Here is a 21013-nt window from a genome sequence, read left to right as displayed (position 1 = left end):
CCAGCGCCAGACGCAGGTCTTGGACTTGCCTGTGGCGGCCATGATCGATGTTGTTCCGGCTCCATCGGCGCTCAAAAGAACGATACGACAGCGCCAGACATGCTTCTGCCGCGAGGACGGGTGCGAAATGACCGCCTCAAGCCGACATCGATCGTCGCGTGAGACCGTGAAAGATATTCCTGTGCGCATCAGTATGACTCGCACAGAGAAAGCCCGAACGGAATCCCAATTCGGACTCCTGCGTCCCGCTCAATCCACTAGCGAGGCGTTGCAGAGCGATGGCTCCTGCTAACGGGGCCCGAGAGTGGCTCTAATGATGTGGGGGCGACGTGATTGCTTATCGAACGCCAGCCCAATTCAAAACTCTGCTAGGGTCTTCGAGCTACATCCAAACTGGCTGCTATCGGGCGCAGAGAGCGTTCCCAGGACTCGAAAACATTCTGGATGAGTATCTTTCATGCGCAGTTACATAACGGCGGCCGACTATGCTTGATGGCAGCGTCCGCAGAACCGTTGACCGCCTCAAGGTAAACTGCCATCTCATTGAGGGCTCCACCGAGGCTCATGTTTGGCCCGATAGTTTCGAGGGGCCAGTAGAGGATATTTCGATCTTCAGGATCGTGTCGTCGCGCAAATCGCCGGTATGATTGAGCCCTCCATGCGACGTGCGAAAATCGATCGGTCGCGCCGCAAGCGGCCCGGCAGCGTTGATGCTTGTGATCGCTGCCCCACGTTCATGCGAACAGGACGGATAAGCTCACGTCCGCACTGTGGCAGGGGAATTTGCCAGAGTAGATCCGACGTGCTATGCGGTGTAGCTGGTGTAGTGGATGCATTCAGCTACATCCCCATAAGCACCTGAAGGTCCACGCCTGACTTGGCCGGCACGAGCGCTTCGTCATCGAACACGATGCAAAGCCGAAACCCTTCACCTGGAATGCAGACCCTGACAAGATCATCGCCGCTGTCAAGCGTGGGCACCAAGCATTAGATCCGTCCACCAGCGCTGTGAAGTCATCACGCTATTTGATTGTGCCCGCTTGCCAATTTGGCTCAGCCATAGCGAAAGTTGAAAAGGCAGCATATCCGCTCAGCACTTCCCTCAACATCGACTTCATCTCGCCATTTCAGCGCACAATACTCTCATAATTCACTTTCGGAAGCCGCCTTCTGCGCTGCACGAGCAAGAAATCTCTCGTTCATCTTCTTCCTCGCTTCATCAGTTCCATCATGAAAGGTGCCGAACCAGCGGTCCAGGGGAAGCACACCGTCTCCTCCATAATTGCACTCGAAGTATTTGTGGTGAAGATAGTGGAAGAAATCGCCCGTCTTCACGCCAACGCCATCAGTGAACACAACACACTCAAAGCCTGAATGGCTGGGCGCCGGCGTCAGCGCGGCGTGGTGCAGGTGGAACAGGGCGTGAATGGGGTGAGATGGGATGATCCAGTGGATCATGATGCCGGACCAATACCAGAGATTTTCCACCGGATGCATCGACAGCCCCGAAAACGGACCGACATTGACATTGTTATGATGCACATAGTGAATCCACCTGTAGATGGGACCCCAGTGGCTGATGCGATGAACGGTGTAGTAGTGGATGTCCCTGATCAAGGGCACGAGGCACATCAGCACCACGAAATAGACGGGGTGTTCCTCGATCGAAACATACGGGATGTAACCATTGGCATACATCCACATGGTGAGCACTTCGTAGGCCGACCAAACCGGTACCGCGCCGCATACTGTCCAGAACACATTGTCCAGCGTCTGATCGCGGAACAGGAACAACCGGTTGTTGCGGGCAAGCCAGCGGGACGAGTGCTTCCAGTCCGTGCCCTGGGCCTGCTTGACATAGAACCAGACGTGCCAGATCCCTGTCCACAGCATGATCAGGACAAGATTGCGCAGCGTGATGAATGCGATCCAGCCGGGCGCGAAGGTCTTCATCGTCTCCAGTGACGGCGTCAGATAGAGCCATGTGAGCGCCGGGACGGCCATGTAGAACAGGCCCCAGGGCAGGAAGAAGCCGGGATATCCGAATACCCACTTCAGGAAGGCCAGAGGGCGTGGCGGCCACTCGAGGATCGGAGCATATCGAAGGGGATCGGGAGGCGTCCAGTCACCCCTCTTGTCTCGCTTGCCGTCGAATCTCGTTTCCATCGCGGAACCCCCATTCAACCCATCGCCACGCGCCCAGATGCAGATTGCTGCGGCCGATGAAATTCGTAAGCGAAACTGAATCGCGGGGCAAGACCGGTTTCCAGCATGGCCCACCTGCCGTCCTGTCCGATTGCCTTGCAAATGACAGAGGGGCAGTATGATCGCGACATATGGCACGCAGAACACAGAAGCGAAAAGCGGGAGGAAACATTCATGGATAAGAAGCTCAGGTGGGGCGTGCTCGGCGGCATGTCGTGGATTGCCCGCGACGCCATCATGCCGGGGATCCGGAAATCGCGAAATGGCCAGATCGTTGCGACGGCAAGCCGTGATCCGGCGGAAGCACGCCGCCGTCATGGTGAGGAAGCCGGCGTCAGGATCATGGGATATGAGGAGTTGCTCTCGGATCCTGGCGTCGATGCAATTTACATCCCGCTACCGAACTCGATGCACCTCGAATGGGCGATGAAAGCGGCAGAGGCACGCAAGCCTGTGCTGTGTGAAAAGCCGTTGGGGCTCAATGCCGCGGAAGTGACGGCCATGTTCGCGGCATTCGAACGTGCCGGGGTTCCTCTCATGGAAAGCTTCATGTACCGCTTCCACCCTCAGCATGCTCGTGTCCGCGAAATCATCGATTCAGGTGTCATCGGTGAGGTTCTTGAGGTTCGCGCGCATCTCTCCAACAACATGATGAGTCCGCCGGATCCCAAAAACGTTCGCTTTATCCCTGAACTGGGCGGCGGCGTTCTCCTCGACATGGGCTGCTATGTTGTCAGCGCCTCCCGCATGATCATGCAGGCCGAGCCTATGTCCATCCGGGGCTGGCAGAAGATGGATAGCCGCTTTGGTGTCGATGTTGCCGATGGCGCGGTTCTCGAATTCCCAGTCGGACGGATGGGAGTGGTGAGCTGCTCCTTCGAGACGACAGGACTTGGACACTACAGCGTCATTGGGCGGCATGGCATGATCGAGGTTCCACGCGCACTCGTGCTGGGCCTCGGCAGCTTCGCGCCGGAAGCACTGATTGTCACGGTTGACAAGAATGGCCGACGGACGGAAGAGCTGATGCCGGCGAACGATCATTACCAATTGATCGTCGAAGCGTTCGGAGATGCCGTCTTGAACGGAACGCCAATGCCGCTCTCGCCGCAGGAGTCCATCAACAACGCCAGGGTTCTCGATGCATGGGCGCTGTCCATTCGCGAGGGCGGTGACGTGAAGATTGCCCCCTGAGCAATCGTGCAATCATCCCTTCGCTTTCGCTGTCAGTGCGAAAGCGGAGCGCAATCGGGGCAACTGGCTGTCGATCAAGACACCAGCCAAAATAACTGCGCCCATCACGGCAAAATTGAGCGAGCTGGGAATGCCAAGCAAGTTCACAAGATTCTGCAGCACTTGCAGCAGCACGGCTCCCAGAATGACACCGATGATAGAGCCCTCCCCGCCTCGCAATGAAAATCCCCCCAGCACGGCGGCAGCGATGGCATAAAGTTCATAAAAGTTGCCATGTGATGATGGTGAGATCGAACGGGTATACATGGCAAAGAATATTGCCGAGATGGCTGTCAGCAGTCCGCAGATTGCGTAAGCGGAAATTACAACCGCATCAGTGTTGACACCTGAGTAGCGCGCAGCTTCCTCATTCTTTCCGACTGCATAGAGGTAGCGACCGAAGACCGACCTGTGGAGCACGATCCACATGACGATGCCGATCACCACGAGCGCGAAAAACGAATGGGGCACACCCATTGAACGGCCGACGGTCAGCCATTCGACGGCTGGAAAAGATTGACCAAAACCGAAACCGGCCGTCGCATCTGCAGTGTATGAACGTGCGACGCCTCGGTAGATGAGAAGTCCGCACAGTGTGGCGATGAATGGCTGGATCTTCAATTTGACGATCAGCAAGCCATGCACCAGGCCAAATACCACGCCGAGCGCCGGTATCAGCAGGAGGACAAGCGGCCATGGCAGACCAAGGTTCGCCAGCAGATCAACAAACAGAACGCCGAGCAAGGCGATCAATGACCCCACTGACAGATCGATACCACCTGTGATGATGACGATGGCCTGCCCTATGGCGAAGATACCGAATAGTCCAATGAGATTCGCCGTATTGGCCAGATTGATCGGTGACAGAAACAGTGGGTTGATGGCGGCTACTGTCGCTCCTACCACGAGAATCAGCACCAATAGGCCGACATCCTTCTTATAGGCATTCATCAAATGTCGTCCTTTCTTCCCTGCCGGCCAACGGCGAGTTTCAATACATTCTGCTCCGAGAACTGATGGCGTTCGAGAATACCGCTGATGCGGCCTTCGTGCATCACTGCGATGCGGTCGCTGACGCCTAGGACCTCTTCCATATCGCTGGAGATCAGCAGCACGGCAGCACCGCCATCGGACGCCGCTCGCAGCTTGTCGTAGATATCGTGGCGGGCGCCGACATCGACGCCGCGCGTCGGCTCATCACAGATCAATACCCGGGGCTTACGCGGCAGCCATTTCGCCAGAACGACCTTCTGCTGGTTTCCACCGGAGAGCTCGTTCAGCCTTGCGTCCGGGCCACTCGCATGAATATCGAAGGATGCAATCTGCACGCTGGCATAGTCACGGAGAGCGTGTGCCTTGATCATGGCATGTTTTGAGAACGACTTCCAGTTTGCCAGACCGATGTTTTCAATAATGGTTTCATTCAACAATAGACCGGATTGCTTGCGGTCCTCGGGAACCAACGCGACTCCTTGAGTCATCGCCTGCCTCGGCGAGGTAATCTGCACGGAAACGCCATTTATCAGGATTTCACCCGACAGGATCGGATCGACGCCGAAAATAGCTCGGGCCGTTTCGCTGCGGCCGGCCCCGATCAATCCTGCCAACCCGAGGATCTCGCCTTTCCGGACGGTAAGACTGACTTTCGCATCGGGGTAGGCGGAGGTGCGCAGATGGCGGATTTCGAGGCCCGCCTCGCCAGTTGCATGACTCGGCGGCGCGTAGAGATTCTGCAACGACCTTCCAATCATGAGATCGATCATCGCCGGTGCCGAGATCTCGGATGGGCCCAGGGTGCCAGCCAGTTTTCCATCACGCAGCACGATTACGCGATCTGCGATCTCGACAATCTCGTTCAGGCGGTGGGTGATGAAGATGACGCTGACGCCGTCCCGCCGGAGTTCGCGGACGATTTCAAGAAGCCGCTTGGATTCGCTTAACGTCAGGCTCGATGTCGGCTCGTCCATGATGACGATGCGGGCGTTGAGAGAAAGCGCCCTCGCAATTTCAAGAAGCTGGCGCTGGGCGATCGACAGATTGCCGACGAGGGTTGATGGCGAGAAATCTGCCCGGAGCCTTTCCAGAAGCGGTTGGACGATCCGATGGCTTTCGGCCCGATCTACAAAAAACTTGCCAGGGCCTTTGCGCGGTTCACGCCCAATCAGTATGTTCGCCGCCACATCCAGGTTGCCGAAGGAATTCAACTCCTGATGCACGAAAGCGATGCCGGCTCCCATGGATTGCCGAGGTGAAGCGAAAATAGTTTTCTTGCCATCGATCGAGAGCGATCCACTGCTTGGCTGGTGAACCCCGCCGAGGATCTTCATGAGGGTGGATTTGCCGGCGCCATTTTCGCCGAGCAAGCCGACAACTTCACCATGCGCGACGTGGAGCGAAACGTTCTCCAGCGCCGAGACCGGACCAAAGCGTTTGCTGATGCCGTCAAGTTCCAGGAATGCAGAGGCCATACATGAAGCCTAGCTTAGCCAGTTGGCCAATACAGTCGCAGAATGAAGCGGCTGGCGCCAGGGAGCAACGCCAGCCACAACGCAATGACCCTACTTGCCGAGTGCCGCTTTGAGGTCCGCTTCGAACTGATCGACATTCGACTTGTCGAGCACCTTGGTGGGAACGATGATCAGCTTGTTCTCCGGAATGCCGGACTTGTCGCCTTCAAGGTACTTGGCCATGAGCTTCATGCCCTGATAGCCCCATTCGAACGGCTGCTGAACCACGGTGCCCGCGAAGCTGCCTTCGCGCACCGCGCCCAAGGTGATGGGATCTTCGTCAAAGGCGATGACCGTGATCTGGCCCAGCTTGCCGGCTGCCTGGAGGGCTTCATAGATCTTGGGCGGATTGTAGGAGTAGAACCCAACCATGCAGTTGATGTCCGGGTTGGCAGCCAGCACATCGTCAACATTGCTGCGGGCACGGGCAAAGTCGACATCGTCGCCACGTGTATCGACGAGTTCGATACCCTTTCCTTCGACAGCCTGCTTAAACCCGGCGATCCGCTCCTTGGCATTATCGGCATCCAGGAAGCCAACAAAGCCCATGCATTTGCCGCCGCTTGGCAGCGCCTTGAGGGCAATCTCCCCGGCTTGAACGCCAGCGTCGGTGTTCGAGGAGCCGAGATAGGCAATACGGTTGCTTGCAGGGGCGTCGCTGTCGGTCGTGAACAACGGAACTTGTGCGGCAATCCTGTTGAATGCGTCAATCGAGGTCTTGGGATCAACCGACGAGATCATGATGGCATCGGTGCCGGCGGCTACAAGATCGTCCATGAGAGCATTCTGAAGTGCTGCCGTGCCCTGAGCCGGATACTTGAACTGCAGCTCATAGTTCGGAAGCTCGGCTTGAGCCTTCTTCACCCCGGCTTCGGCAAGCTTCCAGAAGTCTGAGGCCGCATTGACGATGAACGCCAGCTGTTTCTTCTCTTGAGTCAGTGCAGGTGAAGCGGAAAGCACAAGACAGGCAGCTATGGCTGAAATCGTTCGCAGTTTCATGGAGGTCCTCCCAGAGGTGAATTGTCGTTGTTATGAGGGCTGCACTCGCCGGAACCGCCCCCTTGCCATGCTAGTGATCATTAGTAATATTAGTCAAGAAGTTTTGAAAGGCGTCTATCATTTTTTGATGACACCATTTGTCGGGAAAAAAGGTGATAGGGAGTGCTGCTATTGGAGAGGTCAAGGCCATCGTACATGGATCAATTTGCCGCCTCCGCAGTCAGTACGCCGATCCTTACTGGAGTTTTTGATGAACAAGCCCCGCAGACCGACCATGATGGATGTGGCGGCGAAATCAGGTGTCTCGCAGACGACGGTTTCCCTCGTACTCAACGGCATCGCCGAGGACCGCGTCTCAGGAGAGACCATTCGCCGCGTTCGCGAGGCGGCCAATGCACTGGGCTACGTTCACCGCTTTCGTGACGCTACCGCCAGGACGGAAAGGGATCGGCCGATCATCGGGCTGATCGTCGACGAACTTTCGACAGATCCATGGATGGCGCTGGCTCTCGAAGGTGCGCGTGATGAGTCGATCAGCCGGGGCGTCGAAATCGTGACAGTCGTCACCAATGGCAATGCCGAGGCAGAAGTTGCGGCGGAGCGGACCTTGTCGAAGCACAACCCGGTCGGGCTGATCTATGGCGCCATCCAGACCCGCCTTGTCACGCCGCCAGCGCCGTTGCTGCAGAGGCCAATTGTTTTGTTGAATTGTTATCTGGCAAAACCGGACGTTCCCTCGGTGGTCCCGGGAGAAGTCGTTGGCGGACGTGCGGCCACTCGGCATCTGATTGACGAGGGGCACCGCCGGATTGCCATCATCCAGGGCGAATCATGGATGGATGCATCGCAGGATCGTCTCAAGGGCTACCGGCAGGCGCTTGCCGCCGCCGACATCGCGTTTGACGAAGTGCTCGTCAGGCCCGGCAATTGGGAACCCTCGGCCGGATATGATCAGACCATCGAACTGATGAAGCTTCCGCTGCCCCCTACAGCAATTTTCTGCAGCAACGACATGATGGCACTGGGCTGCTACGAGGCCCTCCGATTTCTGAGCCTCAGGGTTCCGGACGATGTGAGCGTCGTGGGTTATGATGACCGGGAGATTGCGCAGTTCCTGCATCCGCCGTTGAGCACGGTGCTGCTACCGCACTACGAAATGGGCGGGCTTGCCGTGGAACTGCTGCTTGAGCAGATCGGGTCACCGCGCAAATCGTCTCCCCAGCTTAAAGTCGAATGTCCGATGGTTTTGCGCCAATCCGTAACGCGGAATAAAATCCAGACAGAGGGAGCGACACGATGAAGATCCTGATCACGGGGGCAACTGGAAAAGTTGGCCGCCGCCTGATTTTTGAACTGACGTCGACTGGCCGCTTCGATAGCACTTCGCTTCGTGCCCTGTGTCACAGTCGCGAGATCGACGGTATCGAGAGCGTGAAGGGAACGATTGCGGATCGCGAGTGCGTCAGGAAGGCAATGGAGGGCGTGAGCCACGTGGTTCATCTCGCAACCTGCAAGGAAACGCCTGACGACGTGATGGACGTTACGGTGAAAGGTCTGTTCTGGTTGCTGGAGGAATTCCGCCAGTCCAGCACTGCGCAGCAATTCATTCTCATCGGCGGCGATGCCGCGGTCGGTCATTTCTTCTACGATCACGGACGCCCGATCACCGAGAGCACGCCGCACATGGCCTATCCCGGCTGTTATGCGCTGTCGAAGGTGCTTGAAGAAGTCATGATGAGCCAGTTCGTGATCCAGTACGGGATCAACGCCTGTTGCCTCCGCGCGCCGTGGATCATGGAAAGAGATGACTTTAAGTTCACACTCTCGTTTGGCGACGACGTTTTCGGCGGGCCACGCTGGAAGGACATGGTGCCCGCCACCGATGCGGAGCGCTACAGCAGGGATGGGACCGTTCCCCTGCTGCGCGATGCACATGGCCGTCCGCTGAAGCGCAACTTCGTCCATTCGGACGATCTCGTTTCAGCAATCGTCATGGCCCTGGATCACCCGGTCACGCGCGGGCGCACCTACAACATCTGCATGAACGAACCCGTCGACTATGGCGAAGTCGCAGCCTATCTACACAAGACCCGGCATCTCGCGAGTGTGGATATTCCCAGTTCCTACCATTCCAACTGGATGGACAACAGCGCTGCGAAGCAGGATCTTGGCTGGCGGCCGCAAGTCGATCTCAAGGAACTTGTCGAGCGCGCATGGAACTATCAGCGCCCCGGCAACGATCCACGGGTCATCTATTATCCAGGCTAAGCTTTTTGATCGCTACTTATCTGATCGAATCATGTCGGCCGCCTTTTCGGCAATCATGATCACCGGGCTTGCCGTGTTGCCGGAAACGATGCGCGGCATAATCGACGCATCGACCACACGCAATCCGCCCATTCCATGAACCTTCAGGTCCGAACCAACCACAGCCTTGTCATCAGTCCCCATCTTGCAGGTTCCGACCGGATGGAAGATTGTCGTCGCGATATCGCCGGCCTTTGCCAGCAACGCCTCGTCGGTATCGAAGCCGGGGCCGGGCAGCCACTCCTGCGGACGATATTTCTCCAGCGCTTTCGCCTTCATGATCGCTCGCGCCTGACGAATGGAGGTCACTGCAACGCGCCGGTCGCGCTCGGTCGAGAGATAATTGAGCCTGATCTCCGGCTGGGCATAGATATCCGGTGAAGCCGCATGGACATGTCCAACGGAAGTCGGGCGCAAATTGCAGACCGACACGGTGATCGCCGGGAAAGGATGCAACGGTTCACCCAGCCGGTTCGTTGACAGGGGTTGCACATGATACTCGAGATCGGGCGAATCCATTTCCAGCCCCGAACGGGTAAACATGCCGAACTGGCTTGGCGCCATCGACATGGGGCCGGTTCTGTTCAGCAGATATTGGAGCGCAATCGCAGCCTTGCCCCACGGATGGCGCGCCATATCGTTGAGCGTCTTGGCGCCCTGCACCTTGTAGACAGTTCGAATCTGAAGATGATCCTGCAGATTTTCGCCCACGCCTGGTAAATCGTGCACCGGCGCGATGCCAAGATCGCGCAGGCGCCCAGGCTGGCCAATTCCGGACTGCTCGAGAATCTTCGGCGAATTGATAGCTCCCGCCGCCAGCAGCACTTCGCGTGTCGCGCGCGCTTCAGATGCGACGTTGTCTTTCAGCCAGCGGACACCCACAACCCGGCGGCCTTCAGTAATTAAGCCAGCCACATGGGCGTGAGTGATGAGATGAATCTGACTTCGCTTTAGTGCCGGACGCAAGAAGGCCTTGGCCGCGTTCCAGCGCACGCCGCCGGACTGGTTGACCTCGAAGAAGCCTGAGCCTTCGTTGTTGCCATCATTGAAGTCGGCCCGTGGTTCGATACCGAACTCACGTGCGCCCTCCTGCACGGCCTTGAGAATATCCCAGGTCAACCGCTGGCGAGCAACACGCCATTCGCCACTGGCACCATGCATACCGGTCTCGCCACCGTGATGCGCCTCGGACTTCCTGAAGTAGGGCAGCACATCGTCCCAGCTCCAGCCTGCATTGCCGAGTTGCCCCCAGTTGTCATAATCCGCCGCCTGCCCCCGCATGTAAATCATGCCGTTGACGGACGTGCAGCCACCCAGAACCTTGCCGCGCGGATAGACCAGTGAGCGGCCATTCAACCCCGGTTCGCTGGCCGTATTCATCATCCAGTCGGTCCGCGGGTTTCCGATGCAATAGAGATAACCAATGGGAATATGCACCCAGTGGTAATTGTCGCTTCCCCCCGCCTCAAGCAGAAGCACGCGCGTCTTGATATCTGCCGTCAGGCGGTTTGCCAGCACACACCCCGCCGTTCCCGCCCCGATGATGATGAAGTCGTAATTTCCGGTGCCGGTCATCCTAGTGCTCAGCCATCTCTCGCCAGATTGGATCCATCGCTTCCGTGAGCCTGGTCCAGATCGCATAACGGCGATCATAGTGCGCCTGCATCATGGGGTCCGGCTGGAAGCGGGCCCTGGAATGCGTCATGGCGGTAACAGCCGACTCATAGTCATCATAAGATCCGAGCGCCAGTGCTGCACCGATGGCGGCGCCCAAAGCCCCCGTTTCCTGGGCTTCAGCAACTGTTACCTGACGCCCCAGTCCATCAGCGAACATCTGCGGCCAAAGCTCGGAGCGGGCCCCGCCCCCGGACAGAGCTACCCGATCAAAGCTGAGGCCTGCATCGGCCAGCACTTCGACATGCCGGCGGTGCTCGAACATCACGCCTTCGAAAATCGCGCGCAGCAGATGCCCTTCACCATGCCAGCCGGCAATACCAAAGAAGCCGCCGCGCTGGTGAGCACCCATTCGGCCACCATAGAGGAATGGATGGAAAAGCGGATCATCGGAAGCTGGCTTGATGCTCCCAACCGCGGCATTAACAGCTCCGAACGGATCATCGTGGTGGCCGCCACGTTCGATGAACTCTCTGACATACCACTCGAGGTTTGCAGCCGAGGTGGCCGAATTATCCATGTTCAGGAAGCGACCGTGGCCGAACTTCGACACCATGAAGATGCGTTGGTCGATTGCCGGTTCTGGCGCAAACACCTGGTTGATCGACCAGCTGCCGACGACAATCGACGCCTCTCCATGCCGCACAGTGCCCGACCCGAGTGCGGATGACACCACATCGAAGTAACCGCCGATCACCGGGGTTCCTTCGCAAAGCCCCGTAAGCCGGGCGGCCTCCGCCGTCACATGTCCTGCAATTGCCGCGGGCTCGATGGCCGGAGGCAAGAGCGGCATGGCATCCTCCAGCCCGTAGAGCGCCAGAAGAATTTCGTCATACTGGGCTTCTGGCAGGCGCATGAGCCCGGCACCCGTCATGTCGGAAATCTCAGTGACGCGGACGCCCGTCAATTGCCAGGTCAATACATCCTTGGCAAACAGCAGCGTGCCTGCCCTCGCATAGACATCCGGCATGTGGCGCTTCAGCCAGGCAAGGAGAACAGGCGTCTGCGCTGGCCACGGCCGCTGCAGGGAGATCGCGTGGATGCGGGCGCCATTGGCTGCATCGAGTTCTTGAGACAGTGCGGCCCCGCGGGAATCGATCGACTGGATTCCCACCAGCGCTGTTCCCGATTGATCGAGTAAATAAAGCCCGTTCCCATGGCCCGCGCAGCCCACTGCCCTGATGTCGGCGGTGGCGATGCCCGCAGCCTGAAGACAGCCGTGAATTGCGGCCCTCGCATTCTGCCAGAGTTCCGATACCGAGCGTTCCACCATGCCGGCTGCCGGTTTGTGGGTGGCGCCATCAAGCGCATGAAATCCCACCTGACGGCCGGCGGTGTCGAACAGGACGGCCTTTATTACCGTATTCCCGGCATCGAGGCCCAGCAGATAGCTAACCACGGTTGTAGACTTGCCATGCGGCTTCGCCATCAGCGCCGTCGTGGATCATGGACATCAGCGCCCGCACGACGGCTCCGGGGTTTGCGTGCTGGTAGATGTTGCGGCCATAGACCATGCCTTTCGCACCATGGGCCATCAGGGCGGCGGATTTCATCAGCACGGTCTTCAGGTCTTCCTTCCCACCGCCGCGCACCAGTACGGGCACACGCGCTGCCTCGACGACGCGGTGAAAATCTTCCGGATTCGCGGTCGGATCGGCCTTGATGATGTCAGCGCCCATCTCGGCCGCCAGACGTACCAGTGTCACGATCTTGTCCGCGTCACCGTCGACCTGGTAACCGCCGCGGATTTCATTCGAAAGCATGACGAGCGGCTCGATCATCAACGGCATGCCGTAGCGGTGACAGTCGGCGCGAACGCGGCTGATGTTTTCGACGCACTGGCGGAACATTTCGGGCTCGTCCGGCAGCATGAAGAGGTTGACGACCACGCAGGCCGCATCCATTTCCAGCGCACCGATGATCGGCTCGTCCGCATTCTGCAGCATGGACCACATCGTACGGTGCCGGGTGGCGTTATAGGGGTTTCCCATGTCGAGCCGCATGACGAGCGCAGGCTTGTCCTTCTCCGGCCGCGATTGCAGCAGGTCTGCCTGCCCATAGGCCATCTGGATCGCGTCAGGCTTCGCCCTGATCAGTGAATCGACGACGCGCGGCATGTCCTCCAAGCCCACCATGAAGGAAGGCTCGTTGCAAACGCCATGGTCGATGGCGACATCAAGGCACCCTCCGTTGGTGAACAAGCGATTCATGCGCGCCTTCGGGCTGATCTTCATCGTCTACTCCCTTGAGTTTTTCGGGCTTCACCCCGTGATAGAGAACGAGATCCGAAACGAGGCTTTCGACTTCGCTTTTTATGCGCGCGTTATCCCATCCCAGAACATCGGCCATCACGCGCGCCGTTGCGCTGATAACCTGCCCGTTCAACGCGCCGGTGATCGCCAATGGTTGCCGGCGCTGTAGAACGTCGCCAAGCTTTCGCGCCTTTTCGTGCGTGATCATGAAGCGCACTTCACCTGCCGTGAGTTCGCTTCCGCCAATCGGTTTTGAGTCGTAAGTGACCTCAGCCGCGCGGCTGCCATAGAGCGATGCGCGCCGGTCGTGTATTCTGGGCTGCTCGCCCTTTCCGCCGCCGATCGCCAGATCACGCGTGCTTGCGCGGCGCGGAATGCCGAGTTCAGCCAGTATCAAATCGGCCGTCTGTTCGGCGAAGGCACGGAACGTTGTCCACTTTCCACCCACCATGCAGAACTGCGGCACCGGTCCGTCAAGCCTCCTCGTGAAATGCTCGCGGGAAATGCGCCCGGTAAACTCCACGTCGGCTTCCGGCAAAGGCCGGATTCCGGAATAGCTGTAGACGATATCCCCGGCGGACACAGGCAGGCGGGGAAAGATCAGTTGCAGGGATCTGAGAATGTAGTCACGCTCGTCATCCTCGCAGCGCACCCGTGAGGGACCTTTGACGCGGATATCGGTTGCGCCCGCCAGTACCTTGCCCAGATAGGGAAAAACGATGCAGACGCGCCCATCGGAGTTCTCAAAATAGATCATGTGGCCACGGAGCGCATCCATCAGGGCTGGGTTATCGAGAATCAAATGCGAGCCCTTCGTGCCAGAAACGAGCTTCCCCCTAGCCGTAGCACCGAGACTTTCCACGGTCTCGTCGAGCCAAGCCCCGGTCGCGTTGACGAGTGCCCGCGCTGAAACCGGCAAAACCTCGCCCTTCTCCTCGTCAGTGACGGCAAAGCCGTTTCCGGCCTTCGCAATTGTTGCGTAATTGAGCGCTATCGCCTCATTGTTGTCGGCCTCGGCATCGAGAACCAGTTCGACCGCCAGCCGCTCCGGATGGCTGATCCACGCGTCGTGATAGACAGCGGTGAAGCGCACATCTGGCGAAAGCGCAGGCCAGAGCGCCCGCGCCTCAACGCCCTTGAACACCCGGTGGGGCGGCAGTGCGCGACGGTTGCGCGTCAGGATATCGTAGAGCGAAAGCCCCAGCTTGATGGGTAAGATACCCCGGGGCCGGGGGCGGCCCTTCATGCCTAAGAAGCTCATCGATGCGTTGAGGAGGCCGGAAAACACGGAGTTCACTGGAACGGCTGTTGGCAGCGGAAATACCATATGCGGCGCGTTTTTCAGAAGCGCGTCCCGCTCGAACAAGCTTTCACGCACGAGATTGAACTCGCCGTTCTCCAGATAGCGTAAGCCCCCATGTATCATCCTGGAAGGTGCGGCCGAGCATCCGGAGCAGAAGTCATCGCGCTCGACCAAAAGCACGCGCAGCCCCTGTAGCGCGAGATCGCGGAACGTGCCGATGCCGTTGATTCCACCGCCGACGACAATGACGTCGAATGATCCGTTCTGGCGGATCTTGGCAATGTCATTGGGACGGGGATCAGTCATGTTTCTTCCGATGGCAGCCTTCTGCGGTGGTTCAATGCGGCTGGGGGGTGGTTCAGGCGTCGAGCTTGCTCAGGTGCTGGGATATGGCCGTGTCAATGGTTGCGAGTTCAGTGGGAGACAGCTGGATGCGCCCAGCGCCGGCATTCTCCCGCGCCTGTTCCGGGTTGCGCGCGCCGCAAAGTGCTACGGTTATGCCTGGCTGGGCTAGCGTCCAGGCGATGACGGCCTGCGCGGCACTTGCACCATGACCTTCAGCGATTGGACGCACGACATCCATGAAAGCAGCGACCTTGCTGCGGTTCTCCATCGAAAAGCGCGGATTGTCCTTGCGATGATCGTCACCCGAAAATTTTCGGTCAGGTCCGATCTTTCCCGACAGCAGCCCGAGCGCGAGAGAGGAATAGGATAGCAAGGTGATCGCGTTCCTGCGGCAGAACGGAAGTATGTCCTGCTCCACGCCGCGCTTGACCATCGAATATTCTTCTTGAACGGCATCCAGTTGTCCGGCGGCGGAATAGTCCTGCACATCCTTGAGCGAGCAGTTCGAAATGCCGACGGAGCGTATCTTGCCCTCTGCCTTCAGTTCCTCAAGCGCCGCCATCGTCTCTGCAATGGGCGTGGTCGGGTCCTGCCAATGGGTGATGTAGTGATCGATATAGTCCGTGCCCAGCCGGCGCAGGCTTTCCTCGACCTCGTGACGGATCGACTCCCGGCCAAGATAGCGGTGAACGGGCTTGTCCTGCTGCGAAAAGAAATAGTTGCCCTTCTGCACATGCCAGACAAGTCCGCATTTGGTTGCCAACACGACCTTGTCACGGCGCCCCTTGATGGCCTGGCCCACGATTTCTTCCGAGCGGCCCATGCCGTAAGCGGGCGCCGTGTCGATCAGCGTCACGCCCTCATCAATCGAGGCCTGAATCGCGGCCACGGCAGCCCGTTCATCTGTTCCTCCCCACATCCAGCCGCCAATGGCCCATGTTCCGAGACCCACCGCCGAAGCCGAAATTCCCGAGCGACCAATCTCACGCATCAACATTTGACTCATTGCTCTACTCCCTTGCGCAAATTCAGAACGGCTTGAGCAGTAACCTCATCCGTCACCAGCGATGTGATGAAGCCACCATTCAGGGCAGCCAAAATGGGGCGGACCTTGCTATCGCCCGCAGCAACCCCAATGATGCGCGGACAGCGCGCGATCTCACCGGGCTCGATTGCAACGAGAAGGCGGTTCAAGGGAAGATCTGCCAGCGCGCCATCCTCCCGGATCAAATGCGCCATGAACTCCGCTGCGACGCCACTCTCGACGAGTAGCTCGCGCAGGTCTTGAGCATTTGGATGCAGATCATAATAGGATGACCCAGTCGAAAAAATCGAACCGATGCCAACCAGCGCCACAGTGGCCCGCCGCGACAGATCGAAGACTTTCCTGATCGACGCCATATCCATCAGCATGTCCCGCTGCTCGCGGCTTTCCGCAAACAACGGGGCATGCACAACCAGAGCCTCGGCCCCCAGCTTCTCGGCCAGCTTCGATACGAGATTGTTCACATCCGTGAAAAACTTCCCTTGGACGCCGCCGGTCAACGGCACCACCTTAACGTCGAAACTCCTCTCGGGCTTCAGGTTTTCGACCACTTCCGAGACGGCCTTACCGCCCGTAATGGCAATGATATCACCGTCCTTCAGGCCTTCCAGAAAGTGATTTCCGGCAACAATACTCACCTGCCGGAGTGTTAATTCCGGATTTCCGGCTATAGTGGGTGCAACGACTGCGTCCTTCAGTTGGCCATTGTCAACTAACGTCTTTTCTATTGTCAGGAGGCGCTGGAAAGGGGTTTCGATGTTTATCTTGACCATCCCCGACTTTCGGCCTTCCGCAATCATGCGGTTCACTTTCGATTTTGAAAGGTTCAGCCGCTCTGCGATGTCCGCCTGCTTTTCACCCTCCATGAAATGCAGCACCAGGACGGTGTGCATCTGCCGCAGTGTGTCGAAATCTTCAATCTCGTCCATGTTGGCGGACTATCCCCTGCGCTTGACCAAGTAGTGATCGAAAGTGACGGCCGTAAGCAGAATCGAGCCACGGATGATATCCTGCCAATAGACCGAAACATCGAGAAGCGTAAGCGAAGAGGAGACAACCGCCAGCAACAACGCTCCCAGAATTGCTCCGAGTATGGTCCCTGATCCTCCAGACAGAGATGCGCCTCCAATGACGGCAGCAGCGATGACATTCAGTTCCATGCCGATACCGAATGTTGGCTGGGCCGAACCGAAACGGGCCATGTAGATCACCCCGGCAATGCCGCAGAGCGTTGAAGTCAGCACTGTCGTCAGGAAGATCACCTTCTTGGTGCGCACCCCCGAATAGGCAGCGGCCTTCGGGTTGGAGCCGGTGTAGACGACCTTGCGAAAGGCCGTGGTCCGGCGCAGCAGAAAATCGAAGACGAGGACAAAGGCCAGGAAGATCAGGATCACAACTGGAATGGGCCCGACGGAGCCTGTGCCGATCCATTTGAACTCAGGCGGCAAGGTGAATAGCCCCAGGGGCCGGCCTCCCGTGCCCAGCATGCAAAGGCCGCGCGCGATCACCATCACGCCAAGTGAGACAATGAAATGATGGAGGCCGATCCACGTGACCATTATACCCATGATCGCGCCAATGGCGCCACATGCAATGATGGCAATGATTGAGGCTGACCAGGGATCCAATCCCGCGAGGAAAAGGCTTCCCGCGATCACCATTGCGAGTGCTGTCACCGAGCCGACTGAAAGATCGATCCCTCCCGAGATCAGGAGGATGGTCATGCCGATTACAACGATCGCCTCGACGGAAAAGGACTTCACCATCGAGAGGAGATTCTCGGGTGTGAGAAAATAAGGAGAAGCAAAAGACATCACCACAAAGATTGCGGCAATGATCAGGATGAGACCGGCCTCGCGGGCCCTGAAGAGTCCAGACATGGTACCCTGGCTTTTGGTTGTCATGCCGATCACGTTCCCCTCAAGCACTTTGCTTCTGCCAGCCCTTGTTGGAGGCCAGTTGCATGATCGCCTGTTCGCTCAGCTTTTCGGCCGGCAGTTCACCAGTGATGCGGCCATCGGCAATCACAATCACCCGGTCGCTGATTCCGATCAGTTCCGGCAGTTCGGAGGAGATTACCAGAATGCCAACACCCTCCGATGCCAGGTCACGAAGGATCCTGTGTATCTCGGCCTTCGCGCCAACATCAACTCCGCGGGTGGGTTCATCCAGGAAAATCACCCTGGGCTTGATCGCCAGAAGCTTGGCCAGTGCCACTTTCTGCTGATTGCCGCCGGAGAGGGCAGACACTTTCTGCCCCACACCCGATGCCTTCAGGCCCAGCTTCTTTCCAAGCCCCTCGGCCAGCCGCGTTTCAGCGCCCTTGTCGATCAGACCAAAGGCACGGGCCACTTGCCCGAGATTAAGTGCGGACACATTCGCGGCGATTGGCAGATCGAGGAAGAGGCCATCACCTTTGCGGTCTTCCGAGAGATAGACGATGCCCTCCACAATGGCGTCTGTATAACATTGAAGACTGAGCACCCTTCCATACAGTCGAACCTGCCCACTGGCCTTGCCTTCCAACCGGCAGATGCCGCGCATGATCTCTGAGCGTCCAGCACCGATCAAACCTGCCACGCCGAGGATCTCCCCTGACCGAAGCTCGAACGTGACGCCTTGAAAGCGCCGGTCGGTCAATCCCTCGACCTGAAGGATGGCTGCGCCGGCCGGCGCTTGCAGCTTTGGCGGATAGAGGCTCTCAATCTTTCGCCCCACCATCGCATTGACAATCTCGTCCGGTGTCGTTTCGGACACCTTGTCCGTTCGAATGTACTGGCCGTCCCGGAATACCGTTACCCGGTCGCAGTTCTCAAAGATCTCGACCATGCGGTGAGAGATATAAATGATGGCAATCCCCTGCGATGCCAGCTTGCGCATGATGCCAAACAGCAACTGGGCTTCGCGTTCCGTGAGTGCGGCGGTCGGTTCGTCCAGAATCAGGATACGGCAGTCAAGCGTCAGCGCCTTGGCGATTTCGACGAGTTGCTGGTTGGAAATTGACAAATCGCGCACAAGAATTCCGGGATCGATGTCGGAAAGCTGGGCGAGCACGTCTCGCGCCTTGGCATGGAGTCCTGCGGCATCCATCAGGAATGCACGGCTTCGATTGGTGGCGGCCATAAAGATGTTCTCGGCCACCGAAACATCCGGACACAGAGCAATTTCCTGATGGACGAAGCCGATGCCAAGCCGCTGGGCTTCTGCTGGCGAGGATATGCGCACCGGCTTGCCGTCGATGAGGATTTCACCGCTGTCAGGCTGAAGTATACCGTCGATGATATTCATGAGGGTCGATTTGCCGGCGCCGTTTTCACCCGCTACCGCATGTATTTCCCCGCGCTTGAGATCGAAGTTGATGCCACGCAGCGCACGGACCGGACCAAAGCTGCGGGTGACGTTTCGAATTCCCAGAACGGTGTCGGTCATCTCGCGTCCTTTGAGGAGTTGGCCCGCCAGGCGGATTGCGGGGCGGGCCACAGGCATGTCAGTTGCGGCCTTCCATGTACTTGGCAAGTTCAAAGCTGTCGGCATTGTCCTTGGTGATCACGGCAAAGCCGTTGTCCATGTAGGGGAACTGCATCGGGTTGAAGCCCGAAACCTTGTAGTCGTTGAAGGGATCGATCAGACCGGCATGCGCACCAAGGAAGGTGTTCATGAAACCGAGGAAACCCTGCACGCCCTGGTTGGGATTCAGCGCCATGTGGATGTTTCCGGCCTTAATCTCGGCAAGAGTTGTGGGTGTCACGTCGGCATGCATGATGATCACCTTCTTGCCCGATTCCTTCACCGCTGCCACAGCACCTTCAGCAGAACCAGCTTCTGGAATCCAGAGCGCGGCAAGATTCGGATTGGCCTGCAGCATGGTCGTTACCGCCTGGTAGGCTGCATTTGAGTCCTGGTTGGAGGCCTGACGGCCGACCAGTTTCATGTTCGGATAGTTCTTTTCCATGTAAGCGATGAAGGCAGTCACCCGGAGGTCGTGGTTGGACTGACCGGGGTTTTCCAGCACGGCATATTCCGCCTTGTCGCCTACCACCTTGACGATTTCTTCGGCGGCGAACTTCGCTTCCGCCAAGTTGTCGGAGGTGACGTAGGCGGTGCGCTTCGATCTCGGACTGTCTGCGGCGAAGGTGGTGACTGAGACGCCCGCAGCAATTGCAGCATTGATGGGATCGATGAATGGATCAGATTGCATAGGGTGAAGGAGGATGCCGGCAGGCTTCTTCACCAGATCCTGCTCGAACGAGGCAATCTGCTTGGCAATGTCATAGTCGGGCGTACCTGAGAAGACTGCCGTGCAGCCCAGCGCTTCGGCTGCCTGCTTGAACCCCTGGAACACCGGCACCCAGTAAGGATGGCCGGATACCATCACGTTCATGACGTAGGTCTCACCCGGTTCGCAGGCGAATTTGCCTTCGGCCACAGCCGGGCCGGAGACGCCGATGCAGGCTGATAGTGCGAGGGCAATGAGCGACAACCGCTGTTTCAACTTCATGAGTTCCTCCCTGATGAGCAGCCGTTTCCGATGAGGTTGGCCGCAATTTATTTCACAACAGGATATTTGTTGCGATGAGGAGATTAGAAGTTCCTGGTTTCTTGTCAATCGGAATGAAACATATCCTAGTCAATGAAATTTCTTTCAGAGTGTCACAGCCGTTCCTCTGGATGCCAAGACGGCGGGCCTCATCGGGTTAGAGACTACGAGACGAAGGCCACATACTTAAAAAGTCCGAAAGCGGCGCCGCCAACTTCGGCGGGATTCTGGAAGTACTCCAAAGCTGGTGCAAACCGCCCCGCCGCCCAAAAGGAAAAAGGCCCGTGATCCACTTGAGATCACGGGCCTTTTTTGGTTGCGGGAGCCAGATTTGAACTGACGACCTTCAGGTTATGAGCCTGACGAGCTACCGGGCTGCTCCATCCCGCGTTAATGCGCGAGCGGTATGTAGCAACACGAATGGGGTTTGTGAACCCCTAATGTCGGAAATCTTGAAGGCTGCATGACGGGGATGTCCCGTACTCTGTTGAAAATGCCAAGGCTGGCGTCGCTGGTTGAACCTTATGCAGCATCGGCCAAGCGGTCAACTGCATGGGAGGCTGGCTGCTCGGTCCGATGGTTTTGAAGTGCGGCCTTGAGGATTGG

Annotated in this window: 17 protein-coding genes and 1 tRNA gene; 3 read left to right on the top strand and 15 right to left on the bottom strand. The window is 58.0% G+C overall.

Annotated features, from left to right (window positions below; genetic code table 11):
* Both ACEW8Q_RS00870 and ACEW8Q_RS00865 read right to left on the bottom strand, forming a co-directional pair.
* A partial coding sequence (locus ACEW8Q_RS00870) for a helix-turn-helix domain-containing protein (RefSeq protein ID WP_373502160.1) occupies nucleotides 1-189 on the bottom strand: 189 nt, incomplete at its 3' end.
* Between the two features lie 954 nt (nucleotides 190-1143).
* The gene (locus ACEW8Q_RS00865) at nucleotides 1144-2166 is read right to left on the bottom strand and encodes a sterol desaturase family protein (protein WP_373502159.1); all 1023 of its coding nucleotides are present in this window, start codon (nucleotides 2164-2166) and stop codon (nucleotides 1144-1146) included.
* 213 nt (nucleotides 2167-2379) lie between these two features.
* On the opposite strand from ACEW8Q_RS00865, the gene ACEW8Q_RS00860 reads away from it, so the two are divergent.
* On the top strand, nucleotides 2380-3399 hold the full coding sequence (locus ACEW8Q_RS00860; RefSeq protein WP_373502158.1) for a Gfo/Idh/MocA family protein: 1020 nt from the start codon (nucleotides 2380-2382) through the stop codon (nucleotides 3397-3399).
* A 12-nt stretch (nucleotides 3400-3411) separates the two neighbouring features.
* On the opposite strand, the gene ACEW8Q_RS00855 is transcribed toward ACEW8Q_RS00860, so the two are convergent.
* The 3 genes from ACEW8Q_RS00855 to ACEW8Q_RS00845 form a co-directional block, all read right to left on the bottom strand.
* Entirely contained in the window at nucleotides 3412-4389 is a 978-nt protein-coding gene (locus ACEW8Q_RS00855; protein ID WP_373502157.1) for an ABC transporter permease, read from the bottom strand.
* Complete coding sequence (locus ACEW8Q_RS00850; protein ID WP_373502156.1) at nucleotides 4389-5906, bottom strand: sugar ABC transporter ATP-binding protein; 1518 nt, start codon at nucleotides 5904-5906, stop codon at nucleotides 4389-4391. The genes ACEW8Q_RS00855 and ACEW8Q_RS00850 overlap by 1 nt, the downstream gene beginning before the upstream one ends.
* A gap of 90 nt (nucleotides 5907-5996) precedes the next feature.
* A complete protein-coding gene (locus ACEW8Q_RS00845; protein ID WP_373502155.1) occupies nucleotides 5997-6944 on the bottom strand; it encodes a sugar-binding protein in 948 nt (315 codons plus the stop codon).
* Nucleotides 6945-7011: 67 nt separating this feature from the next.
* Between ACEW8Q_RS00845 and ACEW8Q_RS00840 the strand changes: the two genes are divergently transcribed.
* Together ACEW8Q_RS00840 and ACEW8Q_RS00835 are read left to right on the top strand one after the other, a co-directional pair.
* Nucleotides 7012-8244 (top strand): LacI family DNA-binding transcriptional regulator, encoded by a 1233-nt coding sequence (locus ACEW8Q_RS00840; RefSeq protein ID WP_373502154.1) that lies wholly within the window; start codon nucleotides 7012-7014, stop codon nucleotides 8242-8244.
* Nucleotides 8241-9212: an NAD-dependent epimerase/dehydratase family protein gene (locus ACEW8Q_RS00835; protein WP_373502153.1), complete on the top strand. Its 972-nt coding sequence runs from the start codon at nucleotides 8241-8243 to the stop codon at nucleotides 9210-9212. Before ACEW8Q_RS00840 ends, ACEW8Q_RS00835 begins: the two co-directional genes overlap by 4 nt.
* Nucleotides 9213-9224: 12 nt before the next feature.
* Here ACEW8Q_RS00835 and ACEW8Q_RS00830 read toward each other — a convergent pair whose 3' ends face one another.
* The 10 genes from ACEW8Q_RS00830 to ACEW8Q_RS00785 form a co-directional block, all read right to left on the bottom strand.
* Nucleotides 9225-10826 (bottom strand): GMC family oxidoreductase, encoded by a 1602-nt coding sequence (locus ACEW8Q_RS00830; RefSeq protein ID WP_373502152.1) that lies wholly within the window; start codon nucleotides 10824-10826, stop codon nucleotides 9225-9227.
* Nucleotide 10827: 1 nt separating this feature from the next.
* Nucleotides 10828-12354 carry an FGGY-family carbohydrate kinase gene (locus ACEW8Q_RS00825; RefSeq protein ID WP_373502151.1) on the bottom strand — a complete coding sequence of 509 codons (1527 nt, stop codon included), beginning with the start codon at nucleotides 12352-12354 and terminating at the stop codon, nucleotides 10828-10830.
* Nucleotides 12317-13159: a class I fructose-bisphosphate aldolase gene (locus ACEW8Q_RS00820; protein ID WP_373502150.1), complete on the bottom strand. Its 843-nt coding sequence runs from the start codon at nucleotides 13157-13159 to the stop codon at nucleotides 12317-12319. Before ACEW8Q_RS00820 ends, ACEW8Q_RS00825 begins: the two co-directional genes overlap by 38 nt.
* Nucleotides 13101-14786, bottom strand: a complete 1686-nt coding sequence (locus tag ACEW8Q_RS00815) for a glycerol-3-phosphate dehydrogenase/oxidase (protein WP_373502149.1) — start codon at nucleotides 14784-14786, stop codon at nucleotides 13101-13103. The genes ACEW8Q_RS00820 and ACEW8Q_RS00815 overlap by 59 nt, the downstream gene beginning before the upstream one ends.
* Nucleotides 14787-14838: 52 nt before the next feature.
* Nucleotides 14839-15831, bottom strand: coding sequence for an aldo/keto reductase (locus ACEW8Q_RS00810; RefSeq protein ID WP_373502148.1), 993 nt, complete (start codon nucleotides 15829-15831; stop codon nucleotides 14839-14841).
* A complete protein-coding gene (locus ACEW8Q_RS00805; RefSeq protein WP_373502147.1) occupies nucleotides 15828-16799 on the bottom strand; it encodes a sugar-binding transcriptional regulator in 972 nt (323 codons plus the stop codon). Before ACEW8Q_RS00805 ends, ACEW8Q_RS00810 begins: the two co-directional genes overlap by 4 nt.
* A gap of 9 nt (nucleotides 16800-16808) precedes the next feature.
* The gene (locus ACEW8Q_RS00800; RefSeq protein ID WP_373502146.1) at nucleotides 16809-17774 is read right to left on the bottom strand and encodes an ABC transporter permease; all 966 of its coding nucleotides are present in this window, start codon (nucleotides 17772-17774) and stop codon (nucleotides 16809-16811) included.
* Between the two features lie 16 nt (nucleotides 17775-17790).
* The gene (locus tag ACEW8Q_RS00795) at nucleotides 17791-19299 is read right to left on the bottom strand and encodes a sugar ABC transporter ATP-binding protein (RefSeq protein WP_373502145.1); all 1509 of its coding nucleotides are present in this window, start codon (nucleotides 19297-19299) and stop codon (nucleotides 17791-17793) included.
* Nucleotides 19300-19357: 58 nt separating this feature from the next.
* Entirely contained in the window at nucleotides 19358-20362 is a 1005-nt protein-coding gene (locus ACEW8Q_RS00790) for a substrate-binding domain-containing protein (RefSeq protein ID WP_373502161.1), read from the bottom strand.
* A 358-nt stretch (nucleotides 20363-20720) separates the two neighbouring features.
* Nucleotides 20721-20797, bottom strand: a tRNA-Met gene (locus tag ACEW8Q_RS00785).
* Nucleotides 20798-21013: the final 216 nt, after the last annotated feature.

Source organism: Aestuariivirga sp. (assembly GCF_041738905.1).
Lineage (GTDB): Bacteria > Pseudomonadota > Alphaproteobacteria > Rhizobiales > Aestuariivirgaceae > Aestuariivirga.
Note: the sequence above shows the minus strand (reverse complement) of the source record. Positions and strands in the feature narration are given on the sequence as shown.